This window comes from Salmonella sp. SG203 (assembly GCF_013350575.1).
Lineage (GTDB): Bacteria > Pseudomonadota > Gammaproteobacteria > Enterobacterales > Enterobacteriaceae > Salmonella > Salmonella enterica.
This window is the reverse complement of record NZ_SNMT01000002.1, coordinates 271,474-292,883: the sequence shown is the minus strand read 5'-3', so window position 1 is coordinate 292,883 and position 21,410 is coordinate 271,474. Positions and strand designations below refer to the sequence as shown.

General features: G+C 53.0%; 20 protein-coding genes. 6 read left to right on the top strand and 14 right to left on the bottom strand.

Annotated features, from left to right (window positions below; genetic code table 11):
• Positions 1-171: 171 nt before the first annotated feature.
• The 3 genes from HV477_RS04520 to HV477_RS04510 are packed head-to-tail and all read left to right on the top strand — an operon-like array spanning position 172 to position 3,362.
• Positions 172-1,515, top strand: coding sequence for a PTS sugar transporter subunit IIC (locus tag HV477_RS04520; protein WP_000399323.1), 1,344 nt, complete (start codon positions 172-174; stop codon positions 1,513-1,515).
• Between the two features lie 29 nt (positions 1,516-1,544).
• Positions 1,545-1,865: a PTS sugar transporter subunit IIB gene (locus HV477_RS04515; protein ID WP_000655399.1), complete on the top strand. Its 321-nt coding sequence runs from the start codon at positions 1,545-1,547 to the stop codon at positions 1,863-1,865.
• Between the two features lie 9 nt (positions 1,866-1,874).
• A complete protein-coding gene (locus HV477_RS04510) occupies positions 1,875-3,362 on the top strand; it encodes a sulfatase (protein WP_000644019.1) in 1,488 nt (495 codons plus the stop codon).
• A gap of 217 nt (positions 3,363-3,579) precedes the next feature.
• Here HV477_RS04510 and artJ read toward each other — a convergent pair whose 3' ends face one another.
• The 6 genes from artJ to HV477_RS04480 form a co-directional block, all read right to left on the bottom strand.
• Positions 3,580-4,311 carry an arginine ABC transporter substrate-binding protein ArtJ gene (gene artJ, locus HV477_RS04505; RefSeq protein ID WP_000737538.1) on the bottom strand — a complete coding sequence of 244 codons (732 nt, stop codon included), beginning with the start codon at positions 4,309-4,311 and terminating at the stop codon, positions 3,580-3,582.
• 236 nt (positions 4,312-4,547) lie between these two features.
• On the bottom strand, positions 4,548-5,216 hold the full coding sequence (gene artM / locus HV477_RS04500) for an arginine ABC transporter permease ArtM (RefSeq protein WP_000895396.1): 669 nt from the start codon (positions 5,214-5,216) through the stop codon (positions 4,548-4,550).
• On the bottom strand, positions 5,216-5,932 hold the full coding sequence (gene artQ, locus HV477_RS04495; protein WP_001001677.1) for an arginine ABC transporter permease ArtQ: 717 nt from the start codon (positions 5,930-5,932) through the stop codon (positions 5,216-5,218). The genes artM and artQ overlap by 1 nt, the downstream gene beginning before the upstream one ends.
• A gap of 6 nt (positions 5,933-5,938) precedes the next feature.
• Complete coding sequence (gene artI, locus HV477_RS04490; protein WP_000756586.1) at positions 5,939-6,670, bottom strand: arginine ABC transporter substrate-binding protein ArtI; 732 nt, start codon at positions 6,668-6,670, stop codon at positions 5,939-5,941.
• 17 nt (positions 6,671-6,687) lie between these two features.
• Positions 6,688-7,416 carry an arginine ABC transporter ATP-binding protein ArtP gene (artP, locus tag HV477_RS04485; RefSeq protein WP_000027186.1) on the bottom strand — a complete coding sequence of 243 codons (729 nt, stop codon included), beginning with the start codon at positions 7,414-7,416 and terminating at the stop codon, positions 6,688-6,690.
• Positions 7,417-7,645: 229 nt separating this feature from the next.
• Positions 7,646-8,161: a lipoprotein gene (locus HV477_RS04480; protein WP_079899362.1), complete on the bottom strand. Its 516-nt coding sequence runs from the start codon at positions 8,159-8,161 to the stop codon at positions 7,646-7,648.
• Positions 8,162-8,288: 127 nt separating this feature from the next.
• On the opposite strand from HV477_RS04480, the gene HV477_RS04475 reads away from it, so the two are divergent.
• Positions 8,289-8,612 (top strand): heavy metal-binding domain-containing protein, encoded by a 324-nt coding sequence (locus HV477_RS04475; RefSeq protein ID WP_001160725.1) that lies wholly within the window; start codon positions 8,289-8,291, stop codon positions 8,610-8,612.
• On the top strand, positions 8,609-9,439 hold the full coding sequence (locus tag HV477_RS04470) for an N-acetylmuramoyl-L-alanine amidase (protein ID WP_023259025.1): 831 nt from the start codon (positions 8,609-8,611) through the stop codon (positions 9,437-9,439). The genes HV477_RS04475 and HV477_RS04470 overlap by 4 nt, the downstream gene beginning before the upstream one ends.
• Here the strand turns inward: HV477_RS04470 and HV477_RS04465 are convergent.
• From HV477_RS04465 to HV477_RS04435, 7 genes are all read right to left on the bottom strand, one after another.
• Entirely contained in the window at positions 9,436-10,449 is a 1,014-nt protein-coding gene (locus HV477_RS04465; RefSeq protein WP_000866907.1) for an NAD(P)-dependent oxidoreductase, read from the bottom strand. The two genes, HV477_RS04470 and HV477_RS04465, sit on opposite strands and share 4 nt — an antisense overlap.
• Before the next feature lie 95 nt (positions 10,450-10,544).
• On the bottom strand, positions 10,545-11,978 hold the full coding sequence (locus tag HV477_RS04460) for an SDR family oxidoreductase (protein ID WP_131535300.1): 1,434 nt from the start codon (positions 11,976-11,978) through the stop codon (positions 10,545-10,547).
• Positions 11,979-11,988: 10 nt separating this feature from the next.
• Positions 11,989-12,990, bottom strand: a complete 1,002-nt coding sequence (ltaE, locus tag HV477_RS04455; protein WP_000566346.1) for a low-specificity L-threonine aldolase — start codon at positions 12,988-12,990, stop codon at positions 11,989-11,991.
• Positions 12,991-13,028: 38 nt separating this feature from the next.
• Entirely contained in the window at positions 13,029-14,747 is a 1,719-nt protein-coding gene (gene poxB, locus HV477_RS04450; protein ID WP_000815313.1) for a ubiquinone-dependent pyruvate dehydrogenase, read from the bottom strand.
• Positions 14,748-14,904: 157 nt separating this feature from the next.
• Complete coding sequence (hcr, locus tag HV477_RS04445; protein WP_094914251.1) at positions 14,905-15,873, bottom strand: NADH oxidoreductase; 969 nt, start codon at positions 15,871-15,873, stop codon at positions 14,905-14,907.
• A gap of 11 nt (positions 15,874-15,884) precedes the next feature.
• On the bottom strand, positions 15,885-17,537 hold the full coding sequence (hcp, locus tag HV477_RS04440; protein WP_000458785.1) for a hydroxylamine reductase: 1,653 nt from the start codon (positions 17,535-17,537) through the stop codon (positions 15,885-15,887).
• A 143-nt stretch (positions 17,538-17,680) separates the two neighbouring features.
• Entirely contained in the window at positions 17,681-18,580 is a 900-nt protein-coding gene (locus tag HV477_RS04435) for a lysine exporter LysO family protein (protein WP_001648559.1), read from the bottom strand.
• A gap of 200 nt (positions 18,581-18,780) precedes the next feature.
• Here HV477_RS04435 and HV477_RS04430 point away from each other — a divergent pair, with 200 nt between their 5' ends.
• Complete coding sequence (locus HV477_RS04430) at positions 18,781-20,439, top strand: ATP-dependent endonuclease (RefSeq protein ID WP_000599770.1); 1,659 nt, start codon at positions 18,781-18,783, stop codon at positions 20,437-20,439.
• Here HV477_RS04430 and HV477_RS04425 read toward each other — a convergent pair.
• Positions 20,436-21,386 (bottom strand): VirK/YbjX family protein, encoded by a 951-nt coding sequence (locus HV477_RS04425; protein ID WP_001537300.1) that lies wholly within the window; start codon positions 21,384-21,386, stop codon positions 20,436-20,438. The genes HV477_RS04430 and HV477_RS04425 overlap by 4 nt on opposite strands.
• Positions 21,387-21,410 lie beyond the last annotated feature (24 nt).

Below are 21,410 nucleotides of genomic sequence, written 5' to 3'. Positions count from 1 at the left end.
AATCAAATCACAAATAATCACTTTAAATCTTTTAATGACTACTTTTGATTATTACAGTGCGTGTAAGGCAAAATCAGACAAGGTGGTTTATCGGGTAACTTTCAATAGCATCAGCGAAGCAATACGTAACGTCAGTAAAGGGGTCAATCATGACAACGAATAGGCACGCTTATGGAGGGCGTTCAGACGATGTTTGCCAAATTTATAGATGTTATTCAAACGTTTTTAACTGAACCGGCAATATTAATTGGGATATTAGTCGGTGTTGGCTATGCGCTGGATAAAAAGACGCCTATAAAAATTATCACCGGTATGATCAGCGCGATGGTCGGTTTGATGATGGTGTTATTTGGCGGCTTTCAATTTTCAGCCACTTTTAAACCGGTTGCAGAGGCAGTCAGCAAGGCTTATGGCGTGCATGGATACTTAATGGATTCATACGCCATGAAAGCCGCGACGCAAATAGCGCTGGGCGATAATTTCGGCTATGTAGGATACGTTTTTGTACTGGCGTTTTTTACTAACCTGTTATTAGTTTTATTTGGCCGTTATACCGGCGCAAAAGGTATATTTCTTACCGGTAATACCGGGGTCTCTCATTCACAGGCAGTACTGTGGTTAATCGTCTTCTGGCTGGGGTTCGGTTGGGTACAATCCATTGTAATTGCCGGGGTATTGACCGGGGTCTTTTGGGCGTTTTCAACTACGCTTATTGTTAAACCCATCGCCAAAGTGACCAATAACGCCGGTTTTACCATTGCGCATAACCAGATGCTGGGACTGTGGTTTTTCTCGAAATTCGCGCATAAATTCGGCGATCCGGAAAAGCATGACGCCGAAAACCTGAAACTTCCCGGTTGGTTAGCCATTTTTAACCACAACGTGACGGCAATCGCCATTGTGATGACGCTCTTCGTTGGCGGTTTTCTATTGGCGACAGGGATCGATAACGTACAGTTAATGGCGAAAGGCAAACCCTGGTATATCTATATTATCAATCTGGGCCTGCAATTCTCTATGTATATGGTCATCTTGCTGCAGGGCGTGCGGATGATGGTAGGCGAAATTAACGGTTCGTTTAAAGGATGGCAGGATCGTTTTATTCCTAACGCCATACCGGCTGTGGATGTTGCTGCTTTATTACCTTTTTCGCCGAACGCGGCCACGCTGGGATTCGTCTTTTGTACCTTCGGCACGATTTTTTCCATGGGCATTCTGCTGCTCATCCATAGCCCTATTATGGTATTGCCTGGTTTTGTTCCGCTCTTCTTTTCCGGCGGTCCCATCGGCGTATTAGCCAACCGAATGGGGGGATATCGTTCCGTTATTATTTGTACTTTCCTGTTAGGGATTATTCAGACTTTCGGTACGGTATGGGCCATTCCTTTAACCGGGCTGGCAAAAGAAGGCGTGGGCTGGACGGGAATATTTGACTGGGCGACTCTGTGGCCTGCGATTTGTGAATTACTGAAATTTATTGCTTCAACGTTCCATCTTGGTCCTTATTCCATTTAATTGATTCGGTTTATATAAAGGATTTTATTATGAAAGATTCTGTAAATATTTTATTCGTATGCGGTTATGGTGTAGGCAGTAGCGTAATGTTACAGACTGTTGTTAAAAAAGCGTTAGCAAAATATGACTTCTCTTTTGATATGGAGCATACGGCAGCGGGAGAGGTCGGTGGATTTACCGACTGGGCAGATATTTATGCGATTTCGAAAAAATTGCTTGATGTCGTTAGCCTTGACCCTAAACACGGACAATATCTTATTCCCATTGAAAATATCATGGATGGCGAATCAATAGGTAAACAGATTTACGATGTGGTAGAGAAAAATTTTCCGCACCTGCTCAACAAATGAGGGTGAGTCATGAAAGCGATTATTCTGCTGTTTGACAGTCTGAATAAAAACTATTTGCCGCCCTATGGTGATTTGCTAACGAAAGCGCCTAACTTTCAACGCCTGGCGGCACATGCCGCCACCTTTGACAATAGTTATGTCGGCAGTATGCCCTGTATGCCAGCCCGTCGGGAACTGCACACCGGGCGCTATAATTTCCTGCATCGTGAGTGGGGGCCGCTGGAACCCTTTGATGATTCCATGCCGGAATTATTGAAAAAAGCGGGGATCTACACCCATCTTATCAGCGATCATCTGCATTACTGGGAAGACGGCGGCGGTAACTACCATAACCGCTATAGCTCCTGGGACGTAGTACGCGGTCAGGAGGGCGATCACTGGAAGGCGAGCGTTGGCGAGCCGCCCATTCCGGAAGTACTGCGCGTTCCACAAAAACAAACCGGAGGCGGCGTTTCCGGGCTATGGCGTCATGACTGGGCGAACCGCGAATACATCCAGCAGGAAGCCGATTTTCCCCAGACGAAAGTTTTTGACGCCGGGTGCGATTTTATCCATAAAAATCATGCCGAAGATAACTGGTTATTGCAGGTTGAGACGTTTGATCCGCATGAGCCGTTTTATACCACCGAGGAATATTTATCGCTCTATGACGATGAGTGGCAAGGCCCGCATTATGACTGGCCGCGCGGCAAAGTCAGTGAAAGCGAGGAGGCGATAGCGCATATTCGCTGTCGTTATCGGGCCCTGGTTTCCATGTGCGACCGCAATCTGGGACGTATCCTTGATCTGATGGATGAACACGATCTCTGGCGCGATACGATGCTGATTGTCGGTACCGATCACGGCTTCTTGCTGGGGGAGCACGGTTGGTGGGCTAAAAATCAAATGCCCTATTATAACGAGGTGGCGAATAACCCGCTGTTTATCTGGGACCCGCGCAGCGCGGTATGCGGAGCGCGACGGCAGTCGCTGGTGCAGATGATTGACTGGGCGCCAACGCTACTGGATTATTTTCAGCAACCTATTCCCGCAGATATGCAGGGCCAACCGCTGGCGAAAGTCATTGCCAGTGATGAACCCGTCAGGGAAGGCGCGCTGTTTGGCGTGTTTAGCGGACATGTTAATGTTACCGACGGACGCTATGTTTATATGCGGGCCGCGCAGCCGGGGCGTGAGCATGACATTGCGAACTACACGTTAATGCCGATCAAGATGAATGCGCGTTATGATGTGGATGAACTGGGAAAATTATCTCTGGCACCTCCGTTTAACTTTACTAAAGGGCTTCAGGTATTACGTATTCCGGCCAGGGAAAAATATAAAGGTGTGAATAGCTTTGGTCATCTCTTGTTTGATCTCAGAGACGATCCGCAGCAGCAACATCCTATTCATGATGAGGCCATCGAAGCAAGGATGATCAACTTACTTATCCGTTTGATGAAAGAAAATGATGCTCCGGCGGAGCAGTATCGCCGTCTGGGTCTGGATGTTATCTAAAACGTAACAATGTTGTAAGCCGGGTACGCGTCAGCGTCACCCGGCAAGTATTAGTCCGAATCGCCTGTTGATGCAGGCGTTTGAGACTGATGACAAACTGTAGAATGCTCAATGGCGCTGTGCTTATCAGGCCAGGATAGTTTCCGATGGCGGCCCGTGGGCTGAATAAGGTATTTATACTGCCATTTCGCAACACGGTGGGCTAATCACATATGTTTTACTGCGGGAACCACTGATCGCTGATTTTCTGATAAGTGCCGTCCGCTTTAATGGCGGCCAGCGCATTATTCAGTTTTTCCAGCAACGCCTTATTGTCCGGGCGCACCGCGATGCCAAGTCCGGTACCGAAGTATTGCGGATCGGTCACTTTCTCTGTTGCCGGACCCAGTTGCGGATTCGTTTTCAGCCACTCATTGACCACTGCGGTATCGCCAAAGACGCCGTCAATACGGCCATTTTTCAGGTCGATAATCGCATTCTGGTAGCTGTCGTAGGCCACGGTTTTGACCTCCGGATGTTTATCCTGGAGATATTTTTGATGCGTGGTGCCATTTTCCATACCGATACGCTTACCTTTTAGATCGGTAAAGGTTTTATAGGTGTCTTTTTTGGCAATCACCAGCGCGGAGTTCGCATAATAGGGATTGCTAAAGGCGACCTGCTTACTGCGCTCCGGGGTAATGTCCATTCCGGAAATGACGGCATCATATTTTCTGAATTTCAGCGCCGGGATAAGACTATCGAAAGCATGATTGGTAAAAGTACATTCTGCCTGCATTTGCTTGCATAATGCGGTTGCCAGATCGATATCGAAGCCCACAATTTTATTACTCGCATCCAGGGATTCAAACGGGGGATAGGTGGCGGAAACCCCGAAATTGATTTTTTCAGCGGCGATGCTGCCAGTGGCGAAAGAGGCGAGTAATGCAGCCAGAACTAATTTTTTCATGATGTCACTCCCGTAATCTTATGATTATGCGCCGTGTCTGCGGCATAGATTTACAATGCCATTAATTGAATTTGTATGCAATAAAAATGATTAAATATTTTAAAATTGATAAAAAAAGACGGACAGGTTAACCACTTGTCCGTCGGATTTATTCAATATTATGCATCGTAGGTTTGATAAGCGCAGCGCCATCTGACCATTGTCGAACGGCGGCGAGAATGCCTTATCCTGCCTGGTTAATTGCGCCGCTCAAACGCCAGGGCTTTACGCTCAATCAAACGCATCATCAGCGTCAATAGACCGTTGACGACCAGGTAAATTACGCCTGCCGCGCCAAATACCACCACATCGTAGGTACGACCATAGAGCAACTGACTGTACCCCATGACTTCCATCAAGGTGATGGTATAGGCCAGCGAGGTACTTTTGAAGACCAGTACCACCTCATTAGAATAGGAGGAGAGGGCGCGTTTAAACGCATAGGGCAACAAAATCGCCAGCGTATCTTTCTTACTCATCCCCAGCGCGCCGCAGGACTGCCACTGACCTTCCGGAATCGCGCGAATCGCGCCATAAAATAGCTGCGTGGTGTAAGCGGCGCTGTTTAGCGACAACGCGATCAGTGCGCACAGCCACGGTTCAGACAGTAGATGCCAGAGTAGCGGATACTCTTGCAGTGTCGGGAATTGACCGGGTCCGTAGTAGATCAGGAAAATTTGCACCAACAACGGCGTACCGGTAAACAACGTGATATAGCCGCGCACCAGCCACACCACGAACGGCGTTTTTAGTGTCAGGATAATGGTAAAAACTAACGCCAGCACCAAAGCGACGGCAATAGAAGCCACGGTCAGCGTCAGGCTGGTGTGTAGCCCTTTTAGCAGTTCAGGTAAGTACTCAAGCATTAGTCCGGCCTCCGCTCAAAACGTGTCGCGCGCAGGTCTATGCGTTTGAGAATGTACTGACTGATCAGCGTAATGACCAGGTAAATAGCCGCCGCAATAATGTACCAGTTAAACGGTTCCTGGGTGCGTGTGGCAATACTTTTGGTCTGCAACATCAGATCGTTAACGCTGATAAGGCTGACCAGAGCCGTATCTTTTAGCAACACCAGCCACTGATTACCCAGCCCTGGCAGGGCGTGACGCCACATCTGCGGCATCACCAGACGGAAAAAAATCGCCGTCTTTGATAATCCCAGTGCCTGACCCGACTCCCACTGACCAGACGGAACGGCTTTCAGCGCGCCGCGTAGCGTCTGCGACGCATAGGCCGCATACAGCAGGGACAACGCAATCACGCCGCACAGGAACGGACTGACGTCAAAGTTCTCAATCTCCATTTGCACCGGGATCTGCGTAAAGCCGAGATGGAGGGTAAACCCGTCAGACAGCGTAAGCAGGAGTTGTGAGGAGCCGAAATAGATAAACAGCACCACCAGAATTTCCGGCAGGCCGCGTAAAATAGTGACCAGCGCGGAGCCTATCCAGGCAATCGGGCGCCATTTTACGGACTCCCAGACGGCAAAGAACATGGCTAACGCGAGGCCAATGATCAGCGCGCAGACGGCAAGGCCGACGGTCATCCCGGCGGCGCTTGCTAAAGGAAAAAATTCGTTCATCAAAGATTACTTCTGGAACCATTTGTTATAGATGGTCTCGTAAGTCCCATCTTTCTTCACTTTTTCCAGCGCAGTATTGAATTTCTGCTGCAGCTCGGTGTTGCCCTGACGTACCGCGATACCCAGGCCGGTGCCGAAATAATCTTTATCGGTGACTTTATCGCCGACCGGCGCCAGCTTAGGATTGGCTTTCAGCCATTCGGTCACGACCGCCGTGTCGCCGAAAACAGCGTCGATACGGCCATTTTGTAGATCCAGCTTCGCGTTCTGATAGCTGTCATACGGTACAGTGGTGATTTCCGGATGCTTATCCATGATGAATTTCTGGTGCGTCGTACCGTTCTGCACGCCGACTTTCTTGCCTTTCAGTTGATCAACGCTGGTGTATTTGCCCTGCTGACCCACGAACAGCGCGGAGTTGTCGTAATATGGCGTGGTAAACAGCACCTGCTTTTCACGTTCCGGCGTGATATCCATTCCCGCCATTACAGCGTCGAAGCGGCGGAATTTCAGGCTGGGGATCAGGCTGTCGAACGCCTGATTGGTAAAGGTACAGGAGGCGTCGATCTCTTTACATAGCGCGTTGGCCAGGTCGACGTCAAAGCCGACAATCTTGTTATTAGCATCCATCGATTCGAACGGCGGATAGGACGCTTCGGTCGCAAAACGAATGGTCTGGGCTGCTGTAGCGGAAAGGCTAAAGCCTGCAATTAGCGCGGCAATCAGAACTTTTTTCATTGTCATTGTCCCGAATCTTAGTGAGAGAGATAGTTTTTGAACGCTTCGGTCTGAGGGTGGGCAAAGCAACCCGCATCACCGTGCTCGACGATGTGACCATTTTCCATATAAATCACACGACTGGCGGTCTTACGCGCCACTTCGACTTCATGCGTAACGATCACCTGAGTAATGTTCGTTTCCGCCAGCTCATGAATAATGCTGACGATTTGAGCGGTAATTTCCGGGTCCAGCGCGGCGGTCGGTTCATCAAACAGCAGCACCTGCGGTTCCATCATCAGCGCGCGGGCAATCGCGACGCGCTGCTGCTGACCGCCGGAAAGGTGCAACGGATAACGATCGCTATATGGCTTCAGACGTAAACGCTCCAGCAGCTTTTCTGCGCGCGCCAGCGCCTGATCTTTTGTCAGACCCAGTACGCGGCAGGGCGCTTCAATCAGATTCTGCACAACGGTGAGATGCGGCCAAAGATTATATTGCTGAAAGACCATTCCGACATTTTGACGTAGCTCACGAATCGCCTTATCGGACGGCGTTTTCGTAAAGTCAAAATGGTTCCCGGCGATAGTCAGAGTGCCGGAGCGCGGCATCTCAAGCAGATTGAGTACACGCAGCAGCGAACTTTTACCCGCCCCGCTTGGGCCAAGCAACACCAGCGTTTCGCCTTCGGGGCAATCCAGCGTGATATCGAACAGCGCCTGATGCGCGCCGTAAAAGCAATTAATGCCGTTTAATTGAATACTCATTGACACTCGTATACAGGCAGTCTGATAGCTATTGAAGCCGCAGATAGTACCTTTCGCAGAATAGTTATGCAATATTTATGCGTTAAAAGTTAAATATATCCCACATTCTTCCCTAAACATAGCACAAAATAGCAGGAGGAATAGTAGGTAAGAAGAATTGTCGGCATCCCGGGCAGAATGCCAGACAATTTACGGGGTTATGGGTGCAAAAGCGGGGGAATACTGTCTGTTAACGGTTTTCTATTGACTGGCGCAGCGTACCGGCAGGGGCATGGACATCTCCGCCCAGATAGCGAACGTCGTCAATCACCCAGCATGAGCCTTCGTGAATCATAAGCACTTCATCCTGCCAGCTTTGATCGCCCTGTTTTAACGCCACCCGCAGAGGAATGTTGCGCGCATCTCGGTTCGGAATGGTTGATGCGCTGGCGACGTTGGCGCTATCCGGCAGCGTAGCGCGGCTGGAGAACAGATCGCCGCTCATCAACTGGCGGTGCTCCGTATCGCGGCTGGCGTCGGTCAACAATTTCGCCAGGTTATCACTCAAGTAGGGGCGAAGCGCGGCGATATCATTGCTGTGGTGTTGAATACGGTAGTCGTAAAATTGTTGAGCCACGCTGTCCGGGCCGCCTTCCACACACGCGCCGATACGCGGGCCATTATCTTTGTAGGCGGGAGTGACGGCCGTACAGGCGCTAAGCAGAAGCGCGCACGGGATGAGCAAAGAGAGTTTAGAATAGCGCATGATGATTTCCTTATAGGCGATCGAGCAAAAACCGATCTACGATAATCAATTATATCCTTTCAATGATAGCGTATCAGCTTGATAATGCGTTTGAGATCGTGTGCTTAGCTAACCCGGGAGATTCACTATGCAGTTTTCAACAACCCCAACGCTGGAAGGACAAAGCATCGTGGAGTATTGCGGTGTGGTGACGGGCGAAGCCATTTTAGGCGCCAATATTTTCCGCGATTTTTTCGCCGGCATTCGGGATATCGTCGGCGGACGTTCCGGCGCGTATGAGAAAGAGCTGCGTAAAGCGCGTGAAATCGCTTTTCAGGAACTTGGCGAGCAGGCTAAAGCGTTGGGCGCCGATGCGGTGGTAGGCATCGATATTGATTACGAAACTGTCGGCAAGGATGGCAGTATGCTGATGGTCAGCGTCAGCGGAACGGCGGTGAAAACGCGCCGATGAGAGCGCTACTGTGGCTGGTTGGTCTCGCGTTGCTGTTAACTGGCTGCGCGAGCGAAAAAGGAATTATCGATAAAGAGGGATATCAGCTTGATACCCGACATCGGGCGCAGGCGGCCTATCCGCGCATTAAAGTCCTGGTGATTCACTATACGGCGGAAAACTTTGACGTTTCGCTGGCGACGTTAACGGGTCGCAACGTCAGTTCGCATTACCTGATTCCCGCAACCCCGCCATTATATGGCGGTAAACCGCGCATCTGGCAACTGGTGCCGGAACAGGATCAGGCCTGGCATGCGGGCGTCAGTTTCTGGCGAGGCGCCACGCGTCTCAATGATACGTCTATTGGCATTGAGCTGGAAAATCGCGGCTGGCGAATGTCCGGCGGGGTGAAATCTTTCGCGCCGTTTGAATCCGCGCAAATTCAGGCATTGATTCCGTTAGCGAAGGACATTATCGCGCGCTATGACATCAAACCGCAGAATGTGGTGGCCCATGCGGATATCGCGCCGCAGCGTAAAGACGATCCCGGCCCGCGCTTCCCGTGGCGCGAGCTGGCGGCGCAGGGGATTGGCGCCTGGCCTGACGCCCCGCGTGTGGCGTTTTATCTGGCTGGACGCGCGCCGTATACGCCAGTCGATACCGCAACGGTGCTTGCGTTACTCTCGCGCTATGGCTATGAAGTCAAAGCCGATATGACGGCACGCGAGCAGCAGCGGGTGATTATGGCGTTCCAGATGCACTTCCGTCCGGCGCAATGGAACGGTATCGCAGATGCCGAAACGCAGGCGATTGCCGAAGCATTACTGGAGAAGTACGGCCAGGATTAACGCGGTAAATTTCCGTGATCGCGCAGCCAGGCGGCGGTGCGCTCAATGCCTTCGTCCAGCGTGACGATGGGCTGGTAGCCCAGCTCTTCCTGCGCGCGAGTCGTATCGAGCGTAAAATCAAAATTCAGTTTTGACACGCCGTAATGCGTTAGCGGGGGCTCTTTGGCGGATTTTTTGCCGAAGCGCTCCATACTGCGGGCGATCATATCCAGCATCGGGTAAGGCACAGAGCGAATGCGGCAGTCGATAGTCAATTCATCAATTAACTTTTGTACGATGCTGCGTAAGGTGCGGTTTTCGCCGTTAGTGATGTTATAAGCGCGGCCAGAAGGCAGATGATCGCAGCCCGGCTGGCTGGCCAGCCACATGGCGTGGATCGCATTTTCATAGTAGGTCATATCGACCAGCGCGCTGCCCCCGTGCGGTAATAAGACGCTACCGTAATGGTGCATCATATGCGCCAGACGTGGGATAAATACTTTATCGTGCGGGCCAAACAGGCTTTGTGGACGCAATACCGTAAAACGTGTTTGCGGATTGGCCTGCGCCAACAGATTAATCACCTCTTCGCCGGCGGCTTTACTGCGGGCGAACTCATTGGCAAACCGATGCGGGCGGAAATCTTCTTTGATATCACGGTGATGGTGGTAATCAAAATAGAGCGAGGGAGAGGAGATATGAATAAAATTGCGCACGCCCCAGGCGACCGCCCATTCTCCCAGGCGGCGGGTGGCGCGAACATTCGCCAGATCGAAAGCTTGTTGGGTTCCCCAGGGCGAGGTAAAGCTGGAGCAGTGCCACAACGTGTCGATCCCGGCGAGCATCACTTTAGCCTGCGAGGAGACCAGTTCGGTTAAATCCGCATGGACGAATTCCGCGCCCATTTTTTCAAGCAGCTTGCCCATCGCTTCATTGCGACCCGTCGCTCTGACGCTGATGCCTTTATTGCGCAAAAATTCAACCGCGTTTCGACCTAAGCCGCTGGTGGCGCCGGTAACCAGTACCTTCATATCAATCCACTGTGTTTAATAAACCGTCGTGCGCATTCTTCCGTGAATTACGTCGGTATGCAATGGGAAACACGAAAGAATACAGCAACTTTTTCTCATTTTTCTGTGATTCGTTCTGCAAGTCGGGCAATACGCCTTGCCATTCCCCGGAAAATAAACAGGTGCGCCGGGATCATCAGTAGCCAGTAAATCAGGCCCGGCATTCCGTGTGGATGCCACCAGGCGCGCACGTCAATTTCGCGGTAGCGACCTTTATCGTGCAGCGTGAAGCTAAGCCGCCCCAGACCCGGCGCTTTCATGCCAAACAAGAGCGTGAGCTGTTTTTCTGGCTCGACAATGATCACTTTCCAGCTATCTACCGTATCGCCAGGCTTGAGCAAAGTATGCGACGGGCGGCCTTTCGCCAGTTTATGCCCCACCAGACGGTCCATCGCGGCGCGCGTCTGCCACAAAATATTGCCGAAAAAATAGCCCTCTTTGCCACCCAGCCGATTTACGACCTGCCAGAGCGCCGATAGGCTGGCCGGGGTCTGCGCGGTAAAGCCCGCCTGCTTTGGAAAATAGCCGTATTCGGGACGCCAGCGGGCGAAGGCCAGCGCGTCGTAGCCCCAGTCGCTGGAGTTCACCAGTTTTTCTTCTTCTTTCAGCGTGCGGCGAACGGCGTCGTCAAAGGTGATAAGCGTTTGGGGGATCAACTTTTTTAACGCGGCGTCATCGGCCAGCAAATCGTGCCTTAACCCCTGGATTAAGGCTTTTGCGGTAGTCGGCGGCACGGAGGTAATGACGTTTAAAAACCAGACCGAAATCCAGCGGGTCGGAAAAGGCACCGGGATCAGCGGACGCCGTTTACCGCTGACGGCCATAAAACGTTCAAACTGCTGCTGATAGCTTAATACCTGCGGCCCGGCGGCTTCCAGAATACGATGCTTGTGCGCAGGGTGGTCCAGCAAGCCGACCAGGTAGTAGAGTAAATTTTCCAGAGCGATGGGCGTGGTGCGCGAACGCACCCAGCGCGGCGGCGTGAGTATTGGCAGGTTGTAAACCATGTCACGCATGACTTCGAAGGCGGCGGAGCCTGCGCCGACGATGATCCCGGCGCGTAATTCCGTCACCGGCACGCCTGCGTCGCGCAGCGTATCAGCCGTAAGCTGGCGGGCGCGCAGGTGATCGGATTGCTCATGCGTCGGCGCCTGCAATGAACTGAGGAAAATAAGTTGTTTAACCGGCGTCTGGCGCAGCGCGTCTCGCACGTTGAGCGCCGCCTGACGCTCATGGGCGATAAAATCGCCGCCTTCGCCCATACCGTGTACCAGATAGTAAACGGTATCAATGTCGCGAAGCAGCGCGGGTAAATTTTCCGGCCAGTGCAGATCGACCTTATGACAACTGACGTTGGCGAGGCGCTGTTTTTCCAGACGTTCCACGCGCCGCGCCGCCGCCCGCACCTGATGCCCTTGCTGACTTAGCGCAAAGACCAGGTGCTGGCCGATATAGCCGCTGGCGCCGAGAACCAGAATGCGTTGCGCCACGTTGCTCTCCTTAGCGGGCTAAAAAGGCGCGCCAGTGGGCGACGACATCGGCAAGCTGTTCGCGAGAGACATCCAGATGCGTCACCAGACGCACAATCGGCGCGGCGTTAATCAGGATATTCCGTTCCCGCAAATAGTCGCCAAGCGCGGCGGCCTGTGCTTCGCCAACGCGAACAAACAGCATATTCGTTTCGTGGCGCATGACCTCCGCGCCCGCTTCGCGAAGCTGCTGCGCCAGCCAGGCGGCGTTGTCATGATCCTCTTGCAGACGCGCCACGTTATGCTTCAGCGCATACAGTCCGGCCGCTGCCAGAATCCCGGCCTGACGCATTCCGCCGCCGACCATTTTACGCCAGCGCGTCGCGCGTTTAATGTAATCGCGGTTGCCGACCAGCAGCGAACCGACCGGCGTTCCGAGACCTTTTGACAGGCAGATGGTAAAAGAGTCGCAATACTGCGTAATCTCTTTTAACTCACAGCCGTAGGCAACCACCGCGTTAAAAATTCGGGCGCCGTCAACGTGCAGCGCCAGTCCACGTTCGCGGGTAAACGTCCAGGCGTCTTTCAGATACGCGCGCGGCAGCACTTTCCCGTTATGCGTATTTTCCAGACTGAGCAAGCGCGTACGCGCGAAGTGGATGTCATCCGCTTTAATCTTCGCCGCCACGTTCTCCAGCGGCAGCGTACCGTCCGCGGCGGCGTCGATGGGCTGCGGCTGAATGCTGCCGAGCACCGCCGCGCCGCCAGCTTCATAGAGATAATTATGCGCGCCCTGACCGACGATATACTCTTCGCCGCGTTCACAATGGCTAAGCAGCGCGACCAGATTGGCCTGGGTGCCGGTGGGTAAAAAAAGCGCCGCTTCTTTACCGGAAAGGTCGGCGGCGTAGCGCTGAAGGGCGTTAACAGTAGGGTCATCGCCGTATACGTCGTCCCCGACCGGGGCGGTCATCATCGCCTCGAGCATGGCGCGACCCGGTCGGGTAACGGTATCACTGCGTAAATCAATCATGGCACATCCCTGGATTTTAAAAGGTGATGTGCACTGTTTTACCTTAGCCAGTTCGTTTTCGCCAGTTCGATCACTTCATCGCCGCGGCCGCTAATAATGGCGCGTAGCATGTACAGGCTAAAGCCTTTCGCTTGTTCCAGTTTGATCTGCGGCGGGATCGCCAGCTCTTCTTTTGCCACGACCACGTCAACCAGTACCGGGCCGTCAATGGAAAACGCGCGCTGTAGCGCACCGTCCACGTCTGCGGCTTTTTCCACGCGAATACCGGTAATGCCGCAGGCTTCGGCGATACGCGCGAAATTGGTGTCGTGCAGTTCGGTACCGTCGGTAAGGTAGCCGCCGGCTTTCATTTCCATCGCCACAAAGCCCAGCACGCTGTTATTAAAGACGACGATTTTTATCGGCAGCTTCATCTGTACCACCGAGAGAAAATCGCCCATCAGCATACTGAAGCCGCCATCACCGCACATCGCGATAACCTGCCGACCCGGCGCGGTAGCCTGAGCGCCGAGCGCCTGCGGCATAGCGTTGGCCATTGACCCGTGGTTAAACGAGCCCAGCAGGCGGCGCTTGCCGTTCATTTTTAGATAGCGGGCCGCCCAGACGGTCGGCGTGCCGACATCGCAGGTAAAAATAGCGTCGTCAGCGGCGAAATGACTAATTTGTTGCGCCAGATATTGTGGGTGGATGGCTTTATCGCTGAGTTTGGCTAAGTCATCAAGTCCCTTACGGGCGTCCCGATAGTGCTCCAGAGCTTTATCGAGGAATTTACGATTGCTTTTTTCTTCCACCAGCGGCAGCAGGGCGCGAAGCGTGGCTTTAATATCGCCCACCAGCGCCATGTCGACTTTGCTGTGCGCGCCAATACTGCCCGGGTTGATGTCAATCTGAATGATTTTGGCATCGCTCGGATAAAAGGCGCGATAGGGGAACTGGGTGCCGAGCAGGATCAGCGTATCGGCGTTCATCATGGTGTGGAAGCCAGAAGAGAAGCCAATCAGGCCGGTCATTCCCACATCATAAGGGTTATCGTACTCAACGTGCTCTTTGCCGCGCAGGGCATGAACGATTGGCGCTTTTAGTTTTGCCGCCAACGCGACCAACTCCTCATGCGCGCCCGCGCAGCCGCTACCGCACATCAATGCGATATTGCTGGAGTAGCGCAGCAGTTGCGCCAGTTTTTTCAGCTCTTCCTCCGCCGGCGTAACGACGGGGAGCGGGGCATGGTACCAATGGGTGACGGCGTTTTCAGGCGCGGGTTTCAGCGCCACGTCACCCGGAAGTACGACCACGGAGACGCCGCGGTTTAGTACCGCTTTGCGCATGGCGATGGCGAGTACCTGCGGGATCTGCTCCGGGCTGGAAACCAACTCGCAATAGTGGCTGCATTCACGGAACAACTCCTGCGGGTGGGTCTCCTGGAAATAACCGCTGCCGATTTCACTGGACGGAATATGGGCGGCGATCGCCAGAACAGGGACGTGGTTACGGTGGCAATCAAACAGGCCATTGATCAGGTGCAGGTTGCCCGGTCCACATGAACCGGCGCACACTGCCAGCTCGCCGGTAAGCTGCGCTTGTGCGCCGGCGGCGAAAGCGGCGACCTCTTCGTGGCGGGTTGGCATCCATTCAATGGTTCCCATACGATTAAGACTATCGCTCAGGCCGTTCAGGGAATCGCCAGTGACGCCCCAGATTTGTTTTACGCCAGCCTGTTCCAGCGTTTTGGCGATAAAAGCAGCAACGGTTTGTTTCATGGTTCTCCATCTCCTTAAATGTGATAACGGTTACAAGTTTAGTTGAAGATGACGATGACGTTTTTCTTTGGCGAAGAGAGGGGCGAAAGGATGAAGCGAGCGGCAAATCGCCCGGTAGCGCTGACGCTTACCGGGCCTATGATGGAACGTTTACCGATTATGCGAGAACAAGATCGCCCTGCGGATGGCAGGAGCAGGCCAGTACGTAACCTTCGGCAATCTCCGCCTCGCTCAGCGTCATGGTGCTACTCACCGTATAGTCGCCGGAAACGACTTTGGTTTTACAGCAGCCGCAAACACCTGCCCGACAGGCAGCGGCAACCGGTACTTTATTACTCTCCAGCGCCTCCAACAGTGTCGTACCGATCGGGGCATAAAATTCCTGCGCTGGCTGTAGCTTGGTGAATTTCAGGCCGCTGGTTGCCGTTTCCGCCACCGGCGTGAAGAACTTCTCTTTAAAGAAGCGCGTTACGCCAAGCGCTTTCACTCCCTGTTCGACGAAATCCATATAGGGCGCCGGGCCGCAGGTCATCACGGTGCGCGATGCCAAATCCGGTACGCGCTGTAATAATTCCGTGGTCAGACGGCCCGCGACAAAACCTTCCGTGGCATGATTTTCCGCCACTAGCGTGACCGGATACTGTCGCCACTCGTCGGCAAAAATCACATCATCCGGCGAACGTACGTTAAAGATGACCTGCACATCGGCCTGTGGGCGGTATTTTGCCAGCCAGCGACGCATCGACATGATTGGCGTTACGCCACAACCGGCGGCGAGCAGCAGAAACTTATCTTCTGTTTTATCGTCACAGGTAAAATCGCCCATTGCATCAGACAGCCAGATGTAATCGCCGCGCTTGATGTCATGGGTCAACCACTGTGAACCCGTGCCATCTTCAATCCGACGAACGGTCAGCGTGATATATTCACTGACGCCCGGCGTAGACGAAAGGGTGTAGGCGCGCAGCGTTTCCGCTGAATTACGCACGCTCACCAGCGCATACTGCCCGGCGCGATAAGGGTAGTAGTCATGGCATAATAGCGCAATTGTCCATACATCCGGCGTCTCCTGACGGATGTGATGCACCTGCATTCGCCAGGGACATTGTGAGGTTGGCATCGTCATCATTGACCTCCTTACGCGCTCAGCAATTGCTTCATGTCTTCTTCAACGGTGGTCACGGAGCGCAGGCCGAACTTCTCGTTGAGGATAGCCAGCAGATCCGGCGTGAAGAAGCCCGGCGCGGTCGGCCCGGTGACAATATTTTTCACGCCTAATGACAGCAGCGTCAGCAGAATCACGATCGCTTTCTGCTCAAACCAGGAGAGCACCAGCGATAGCGGCAGATCGTTGACGCCGCAGCCCAGTTTTTCCGCCAGTGTCACCGCCAGGATAATCGCGGAGTAAGCATCATTACACTGACCGGCATCGACCAGACGCGGCAGCCCTTCGATGTCGCCGAACTCCAGTTTGTTGAAACGGTATTTACCGCACGCCAGGGTCAGGATCAGGCAGTCATCCGGTACGCTGGTGGCGAAATCGGTAAAGTAGTTACGCTCGCCGCGCGCGCCGTCACAGCCGCCGACCAGGAAGATGTGGCGCAGTTTTTCACGGCTGACCAGATCGATGAGCGTATCGGCAGCGCCGAGCAGGGTCTGACGGCCAAAACCGACGGTGATGAGATGCGGAATTTCGCTATACGGGAAGCCCGCCATTTGCTGCGCCTGGGCAATGACCGGCCCGAAGTCATCGCCTTCAAGATGGCTAACGCCCGGCCAGCCGACGATGCTACGGGTCCAGATACGGTCGTCATAGCTGCCTACGGTCGGGTCGATAATGCAGTTAGAGGTCATCACGATTGGGCCAGGGAAGCGGGCGAATTCGACCTGCTGATTCTGCCAGCCGCTGCCGTAGTTACCGACCAGATGCTTGAATTTACGCAGTTCCGGATAGCCGTGTGCGGGCAGCATTTCACCGTGAGTGTAGACGTTAACGCCGGTGCCTTCGGTCTGCTCCAGCAGGTTGTAGAGATCTTTCAGATCGTGACCGGAGATCAGAATGCACTTGCCTTCAGTCGCTTTGACGTTGACCTGAGTCGGCGTTGGGTGACCGTATTTGGTGGTTTCACCGGCATCCAGAATGCTCATCACTTTGAAGTTCATCTGGCCGATTTCCATTGCGCACTCCAGCAGCGCGTTCATGTCAGCAGGCCAGGTGCCCAGCCAGGCCATGATTTTGTGGTACTGCGCGTAAATGTCGTTGTCGTATTGACCGAGAACGTGCGCGTGCTCCATATACGCCGCCGCGCCTTTCAGACCGTACAGGCACAGCAGACGCAGGCCGAGGATGTTCTCGCCAATGGCGGCTTTGTCTTTATTCGGGGTAAATTCCGCCGCCTGACGTTGCAGTTCGCCCAGATCGTCGCTAACCAGTTGCAGATCGGCCATCGGATTGTCGCAATGCGCATTGGCATCCACGCTCAGGCACTGCGCTTTCAACGCTTCACGCAAGGCAATCGCTTCACGGGCGTAGCCGACGATACGCGGAGAGTCGAAGTTAACGTTGGTCAGCGTGGAGAAAAACGCGCGCGGCGCAAAGTTATCAACGTCGTGATTAATGATGCCATATTCACGGGCCTTCACCGCCCAGGCAGACAAACCTTGCAAAGCCGCAATCAGCAGATCCTGCAGATCGGACGTTTCAGCTGTTTTACCGCACATTCCCTGCGCGTAGGAGCAGCCGTTTCCGGCTGGTGTACGGATGGTTTGTTCACATTGCACACAAAACATGGTCACACCTTTTAAAGTTATATTTAATATACATGTTTAAGGTTATGCCTGTGAACAAAGGGATAAAAGGGATTTCTGCCATAATGTGCAAGGAGATTGATTTAGCGCAATTTTGGCGGCAGATGCCTACCGCCAAAGAGGTATCAGGCCGAGAAGAACGCCATTAAGAGGGGGACCAGCAGGCTGAGGATAAAGCCATGTACGATAGCCGCCGGAACAATCTCTACGCCGCCGGAGCGCTGTAATACCGGCAACGTAAAGTCCATTGAGGTCGCTCCGCACAGGCCCAACGCCGTTGAACGGCTGCGGCGAATCAGACCGGGAATAAGCATAATGGCCAAAAGTTCGCGGGCCAGATCGTTAAAAAATGCCGCGCTGCCGATAACCGGTCCAAACGACTCCGTCAGCAAAATACCGGAAAGAGAGTACCAGCCGAAACCTGACGCCATCGCCAGGGCGGTTTTTAGCGGTAAGTCCAGGATAAACGCATTAATCACGCCGCCCAGTAATGAGCTTGCCACGACAACGACCGCGACCATCATTCCCCGGCGGTTAAGCACAATTTGCTTTAAGGTCATGCCGCTATTTCGTAGCTGAATCCCCACCAGGAACAATAAAAAGATCAGCGTATATTCACTGGCTTCGGTGGCGTGCTGTAAAACAGAGAGTCCGCTCAGGCCGATGACAAACCCCAATACCACTACGCCGCACAGTTGCAGCGACTCCAGTGCCATGGCAATACGCGAAGGCAGTTTTTCCTGCTGATGATGGTGACGCCACGGGAGGATACGTTCCAGCCACAATAAGGCGGCGATATTACACAATAAAATAATCGTAATACTGACGGCGGAATAATGAAAAATCGCCACCAGATTACTGGCGAGGTTATCCAAAAACGCCAGGCTTATTCCCATAAAAAAGAGAATAAGGTACACGATCCAGCTCAGTAGCCGGTTAATAAGTTGTAATGCGGCTTTATGTCGCAGTGGAATGAGATAGCCCACAATCAGTGGAACCAGAATGATTAAAAGTCCTGAAAACATGAACAGCCGGGCCCTTTTTTATTGTTTGAATAGCGTACATGACACTACCGAATTCCAGACTATCAGTAAAGCGACACCGTCAGCCGTACATTTATCAGACAGTTGCCCCAGGCAAAGGGGGGAATATCACGCCAGGCGGAAGCATTTGCCGTTATACTGCGGTGAGTTTAATGGAGTGGTGACGTTTTTCTGGAGGAAGCATGATTCTCGAACGCGTTGAAATAGTAGGATTTCGCGGTATCAACCGACTATCGTTGATGCTGGAGCAAAACAACGTGCTGATTGGGGAAAACGCCTGGGGCAAATCCAGCCTGCTGGATGCGCTGACTCTGTTATTGTCGCCGGAACTCGATCTCTACCATTTTGTCCGTGAGGATTTCTGGTTTCCGCCTGGCGACATAAAAGGACGCGAGCATCACCTGCATATTATTCTGACTTTTCGCGAAACGCAGCCAGGGCGGCATCGGGTACGTCGTTATCGAGCGCTGGAAGCATGCTGGTCGCCTTGCGAGGATGATTTTCACCGTATTTTTTATCGGCTAGAGGGCGAATGCGGCGCCGATGGCAGCGTGATGACGTTGCGCAGTTTTCTCAATAGCGATGGGCAGCCATTGCCGGTGGAAAATATTAACGATCAGGTGCGCCACCTGGTTCGTCTGATGCCAGTGCTACGTTTGCGCGATGCGCGCTTTATGCGACGTATTCGCAACGGTACGGTGCCTAATGTGCCGGATGTTGAAGTCACGGCCCGGCAACTGGATTTTCTGGCGCGTGAGCTGGCGACCCGGCCGCAAAATTTAACCGACGGGCAGATTCGCCAGGGACTGTCCGCGATGGTGCAACTGCTTGAACACTATTTCTCAGAGCAGGGCGCAGGACAGGCGCGTCACCGACTCATGCGCCGACGTTCGCAAAATGAGCAGCGTAGCTGGCGCTATCTGGATATTATTAATCGGATGATCGACAAACCGGGCAGCCGGTCGCATCGGGTGATCCTGCTGGGGCTTTTCTCCACGCTGTTACAGGCGAAAGGGACGCTGCGGTTACATAAAGACGCGCGACCATTACTGCTGGTGGAAGATCCGGAAACCCGTTTACATCCCATTATGCTTTCAGTCGCCTGGCAATTGCTCAATCTGTTACCGCTACAGCGGATAGCGACAACCAACTCAGGCGAACTGCTCTCGCTAACGCCGGTGGAGCATGTCGTACGGCTGGTGCGCGAATCTTCCCGCGTCGCCGCCTGGCGTCTGGGCCCGGGCGGGTTAAGCGCGGAAGATGGACGGCGCATCGCCTTTCATATCCGCTTTAATCGCGCGTCGTCGCTGTTTGCGCGTTGCTGGCTACTGGTGGAAGGCGAGACGGAAACCTGGGTTATTAATGAGCTGGCGCGTCAGTGTGGACATCATTTTGATGCGGAGGGCATTAAAGTCATTGAGTTTGCTCAGTCTGGCCTGAAACCGCTGGTGAAGTTCGCCCGCCGTATGGGAATCGAGTGGCATGTCCTGGTGGATGGCGACGAAGCGGGGAAAAAATATGCCGCGACGGTCCGCAGCCTGCTTAATAACGATCGGGAAGAAGAACGCGAACATCTCACGGCGTTGCCTGCGCTGGATATGGAACATTTTATGTATCGTCAGGGCTTTGCCGATGTTTTTCACCGGGTTGCACAGCTTCCGCCTAATGTGCCGATGAATACCCGGAAAATTATCACTAAAGCTATCCACCGCTCGTCAAAGCCGGATTTGGCGATTGAAGTCGCGATGGAAGCCGGGCGGCGGGGAATTGACGCCGTGCCGCCGCTGTTCAGAAAGATGTTCTCGCGCGTGGTTTGGCTGGCGCGGGGCCGGGCGGATTAGCGTTTGAATGTGGCCGGAACCTGTTCGACGACGCTATCGAGTAATGCATAGCGGCGGCGATACTCGGCCCGTTTTTTACTGGCGATCTCCGCTTCGCTTTTTCGGGCGATCGCCAGCGGCAGCGCATAGTAATTTCCTTTAATTCTTTCACCGCCTAACGATTCCCAAAACGCGTCATAGTCGGCATGCATTTGCGTCTTTTTATCCATGTATCGCCAGCTACGGTAAACGTGCGCATCGTTACTCACAGCTATAATCTTTTCTGCCTGAAAGACTTGCGCAAACTGACAGAGAGCCTCCATCACGATGCGTTTGGGAAAAAGACCATGGCAGGCTTTGGTCGCCTGCTGGATAATTTCGTGAGGGACGTCGTTTGCCGCGCCCTGTAATCCGCCGATAAATAGTGTGCGTTGTTGGTTAAAGCGACACAGGGTAAATGTGATCTCTGCCAGAATACGTAACTGTGCGTCGCGAACAACAATAGTGCTTTCACCTTCTTTATCCAGTGAGACCAGACTGACTAAATCAAGTTGAAACAACTCGCCGGTTTTAGTTTCAAATTTAGCAAGATTCAGGCCATACTGACTTAAATAGCTAACTTGTTGTTCCCGCGATAAAAGTTGGCGCATCTGTTGATAATGAAAACACAGCGCATCTAAGGCGAAATCGCGTTTAATATTTACAGCCATATAAGGACGATGTAGCCGAATAGGCAAACGCGGCTGACGAGCAAGTAACGTATTTAACTCCGGCCATTGGGTGAGATTGGTCAGTAATTGGCTGGTCGCACGCGGCATGACTAATGAGCGGATTAAAAACTTGCGACGAAAGCTGGCTTTACGCCAGAATTTTCCTGGCTGTAATTGCCCGCGCGTCAGACGAATAAATAATTGTAAAGGAGAGATGTAATCTGAAGTGTACCAGGTATTATCTGTAAGCTGTGTCATGATCGTAATCCGCGACATAAGATT

Coding starts and splice junctions, on each gene's coding strand:
- HV477_RS04465 (WP_000866907.1), bottom strand. CDS start 10,449: ATGAAGGTACTGGTTACCGGCGCCACCAGCGGCTTAGGTCGAAACGCG.
- artP (WP_000027186.1), bottom strand. CDS start 7,416: ATGAGTATTCAATTAAACGGCATTAATTGCTTTTACGGCGCGCATCAG.
- artQ (WP_001001677.1), bottom strand. CDS start 5,932: ATGAACGAATTTTTTCCTTTAGCAAGCGCCGCCGGGATGACCGTCGGC.
- HV477_RS04470 (WP_023259025.1), top strand. CDS start 8,609: ATGAGAGCGCTACTGTGGCTGGTTGGTCTCGCGTTGCTGTTAACTGGC.
- hcr (WP_094914251.1), bottom strand. CDS start 15,873: ATGACGATGCCAACCTCACAATGTCCCTGGCGAATGCAGGTGCATCAC.
- HV477_RS04475 (WP_001160725.1), top strand. CDS start 8,289: ATGCAGTTTTCAACAACCCCAACGCTGGAAGGACAAAGCATCGTGGAG.
- poxB (WP_000815313.1), bottom strand. CDS start 14,747: ATGAAACAAACCGTTGCTGCTTTTATCGCCAAAACGCTGGAACAGGCT.
- HV477_RS04430 (WP_000599770.1), top strand. CDS start 18,781: ATGATTCTCGAACGCGTTGAAATAGTAGGATTTCGCGGTATCAACCGA.
- HV477_RS04435 (WP_001648559.1), bottom strand. CDS start 18,580: ATGTTTTCAGGACTTTTAATCATTCTGGTTCCACTGATTGTGGGCTAT.
- HV477_RS04510 (WP_000644019.1), top strand. CDS start 1,875: ATGAAAGCGATTATTCTGCTGTTTGACAGTCTGAATAAAAACTATTTG.
- artI (WP_000756586.1), bottom strand. CDS start 6,670: ATGAAAAAAGTTCTGATTGCCGCGCTAATTGCAGGCTTTAGCCTTTCC.
- ltaE (WP_000566346.1), bottom strand. CDS start 12,990: ATGATTGATTTACGCAGTGATACCGTTACCCGACCGGGTCGCGCCATG.
- artJ (WP_000737538.1), bottom strand. CDS start 4,311: ATGAAAAAATTAGTTCTGGCTGCATTACTCGCCTCTTTCGCCACTGGC.
- HV477_RS04515 (WP_000655399.1), top strand. CDS start 1,545: ATGAAAGATTCTGTAAATATTTTATTCGTATGCGGTTATGGTGTAGGC.
- HV477_RS04480 (WP_079899362.1), bottom strand. CDS start 8,161: ATGCGCTATTCTAAACTCTCTTTGCTCATCCCGTGCGCGCTTCTGCTT.
- HV477_RS04520 (WP_000399323.1), top strand. CDS start 172: ATGGAGGGCGTTCAGACGATGTTTGCCAAATTTATAGATGTTATTCAA.
- hcp (WP_000458785.1), bottom strand. CDS start 17,537: ATGTTTTGTGTGCAATGTGAACAAACCATCCGTACACCAGCCGGAAAC.
- HV477_RS04425 (WP_001537300.1), bottom strand. CDS start 21,386: ATGACACAGCTTACAGATAATACCTGGTACACTTCAGATTACATCTCT.
- artM (WP_000895396.1), bottom strand. CDS start 5,216: ATGCTTGAGTACTTACCTGAACTGCTAAAAGGGCTACACACCAGCCTG.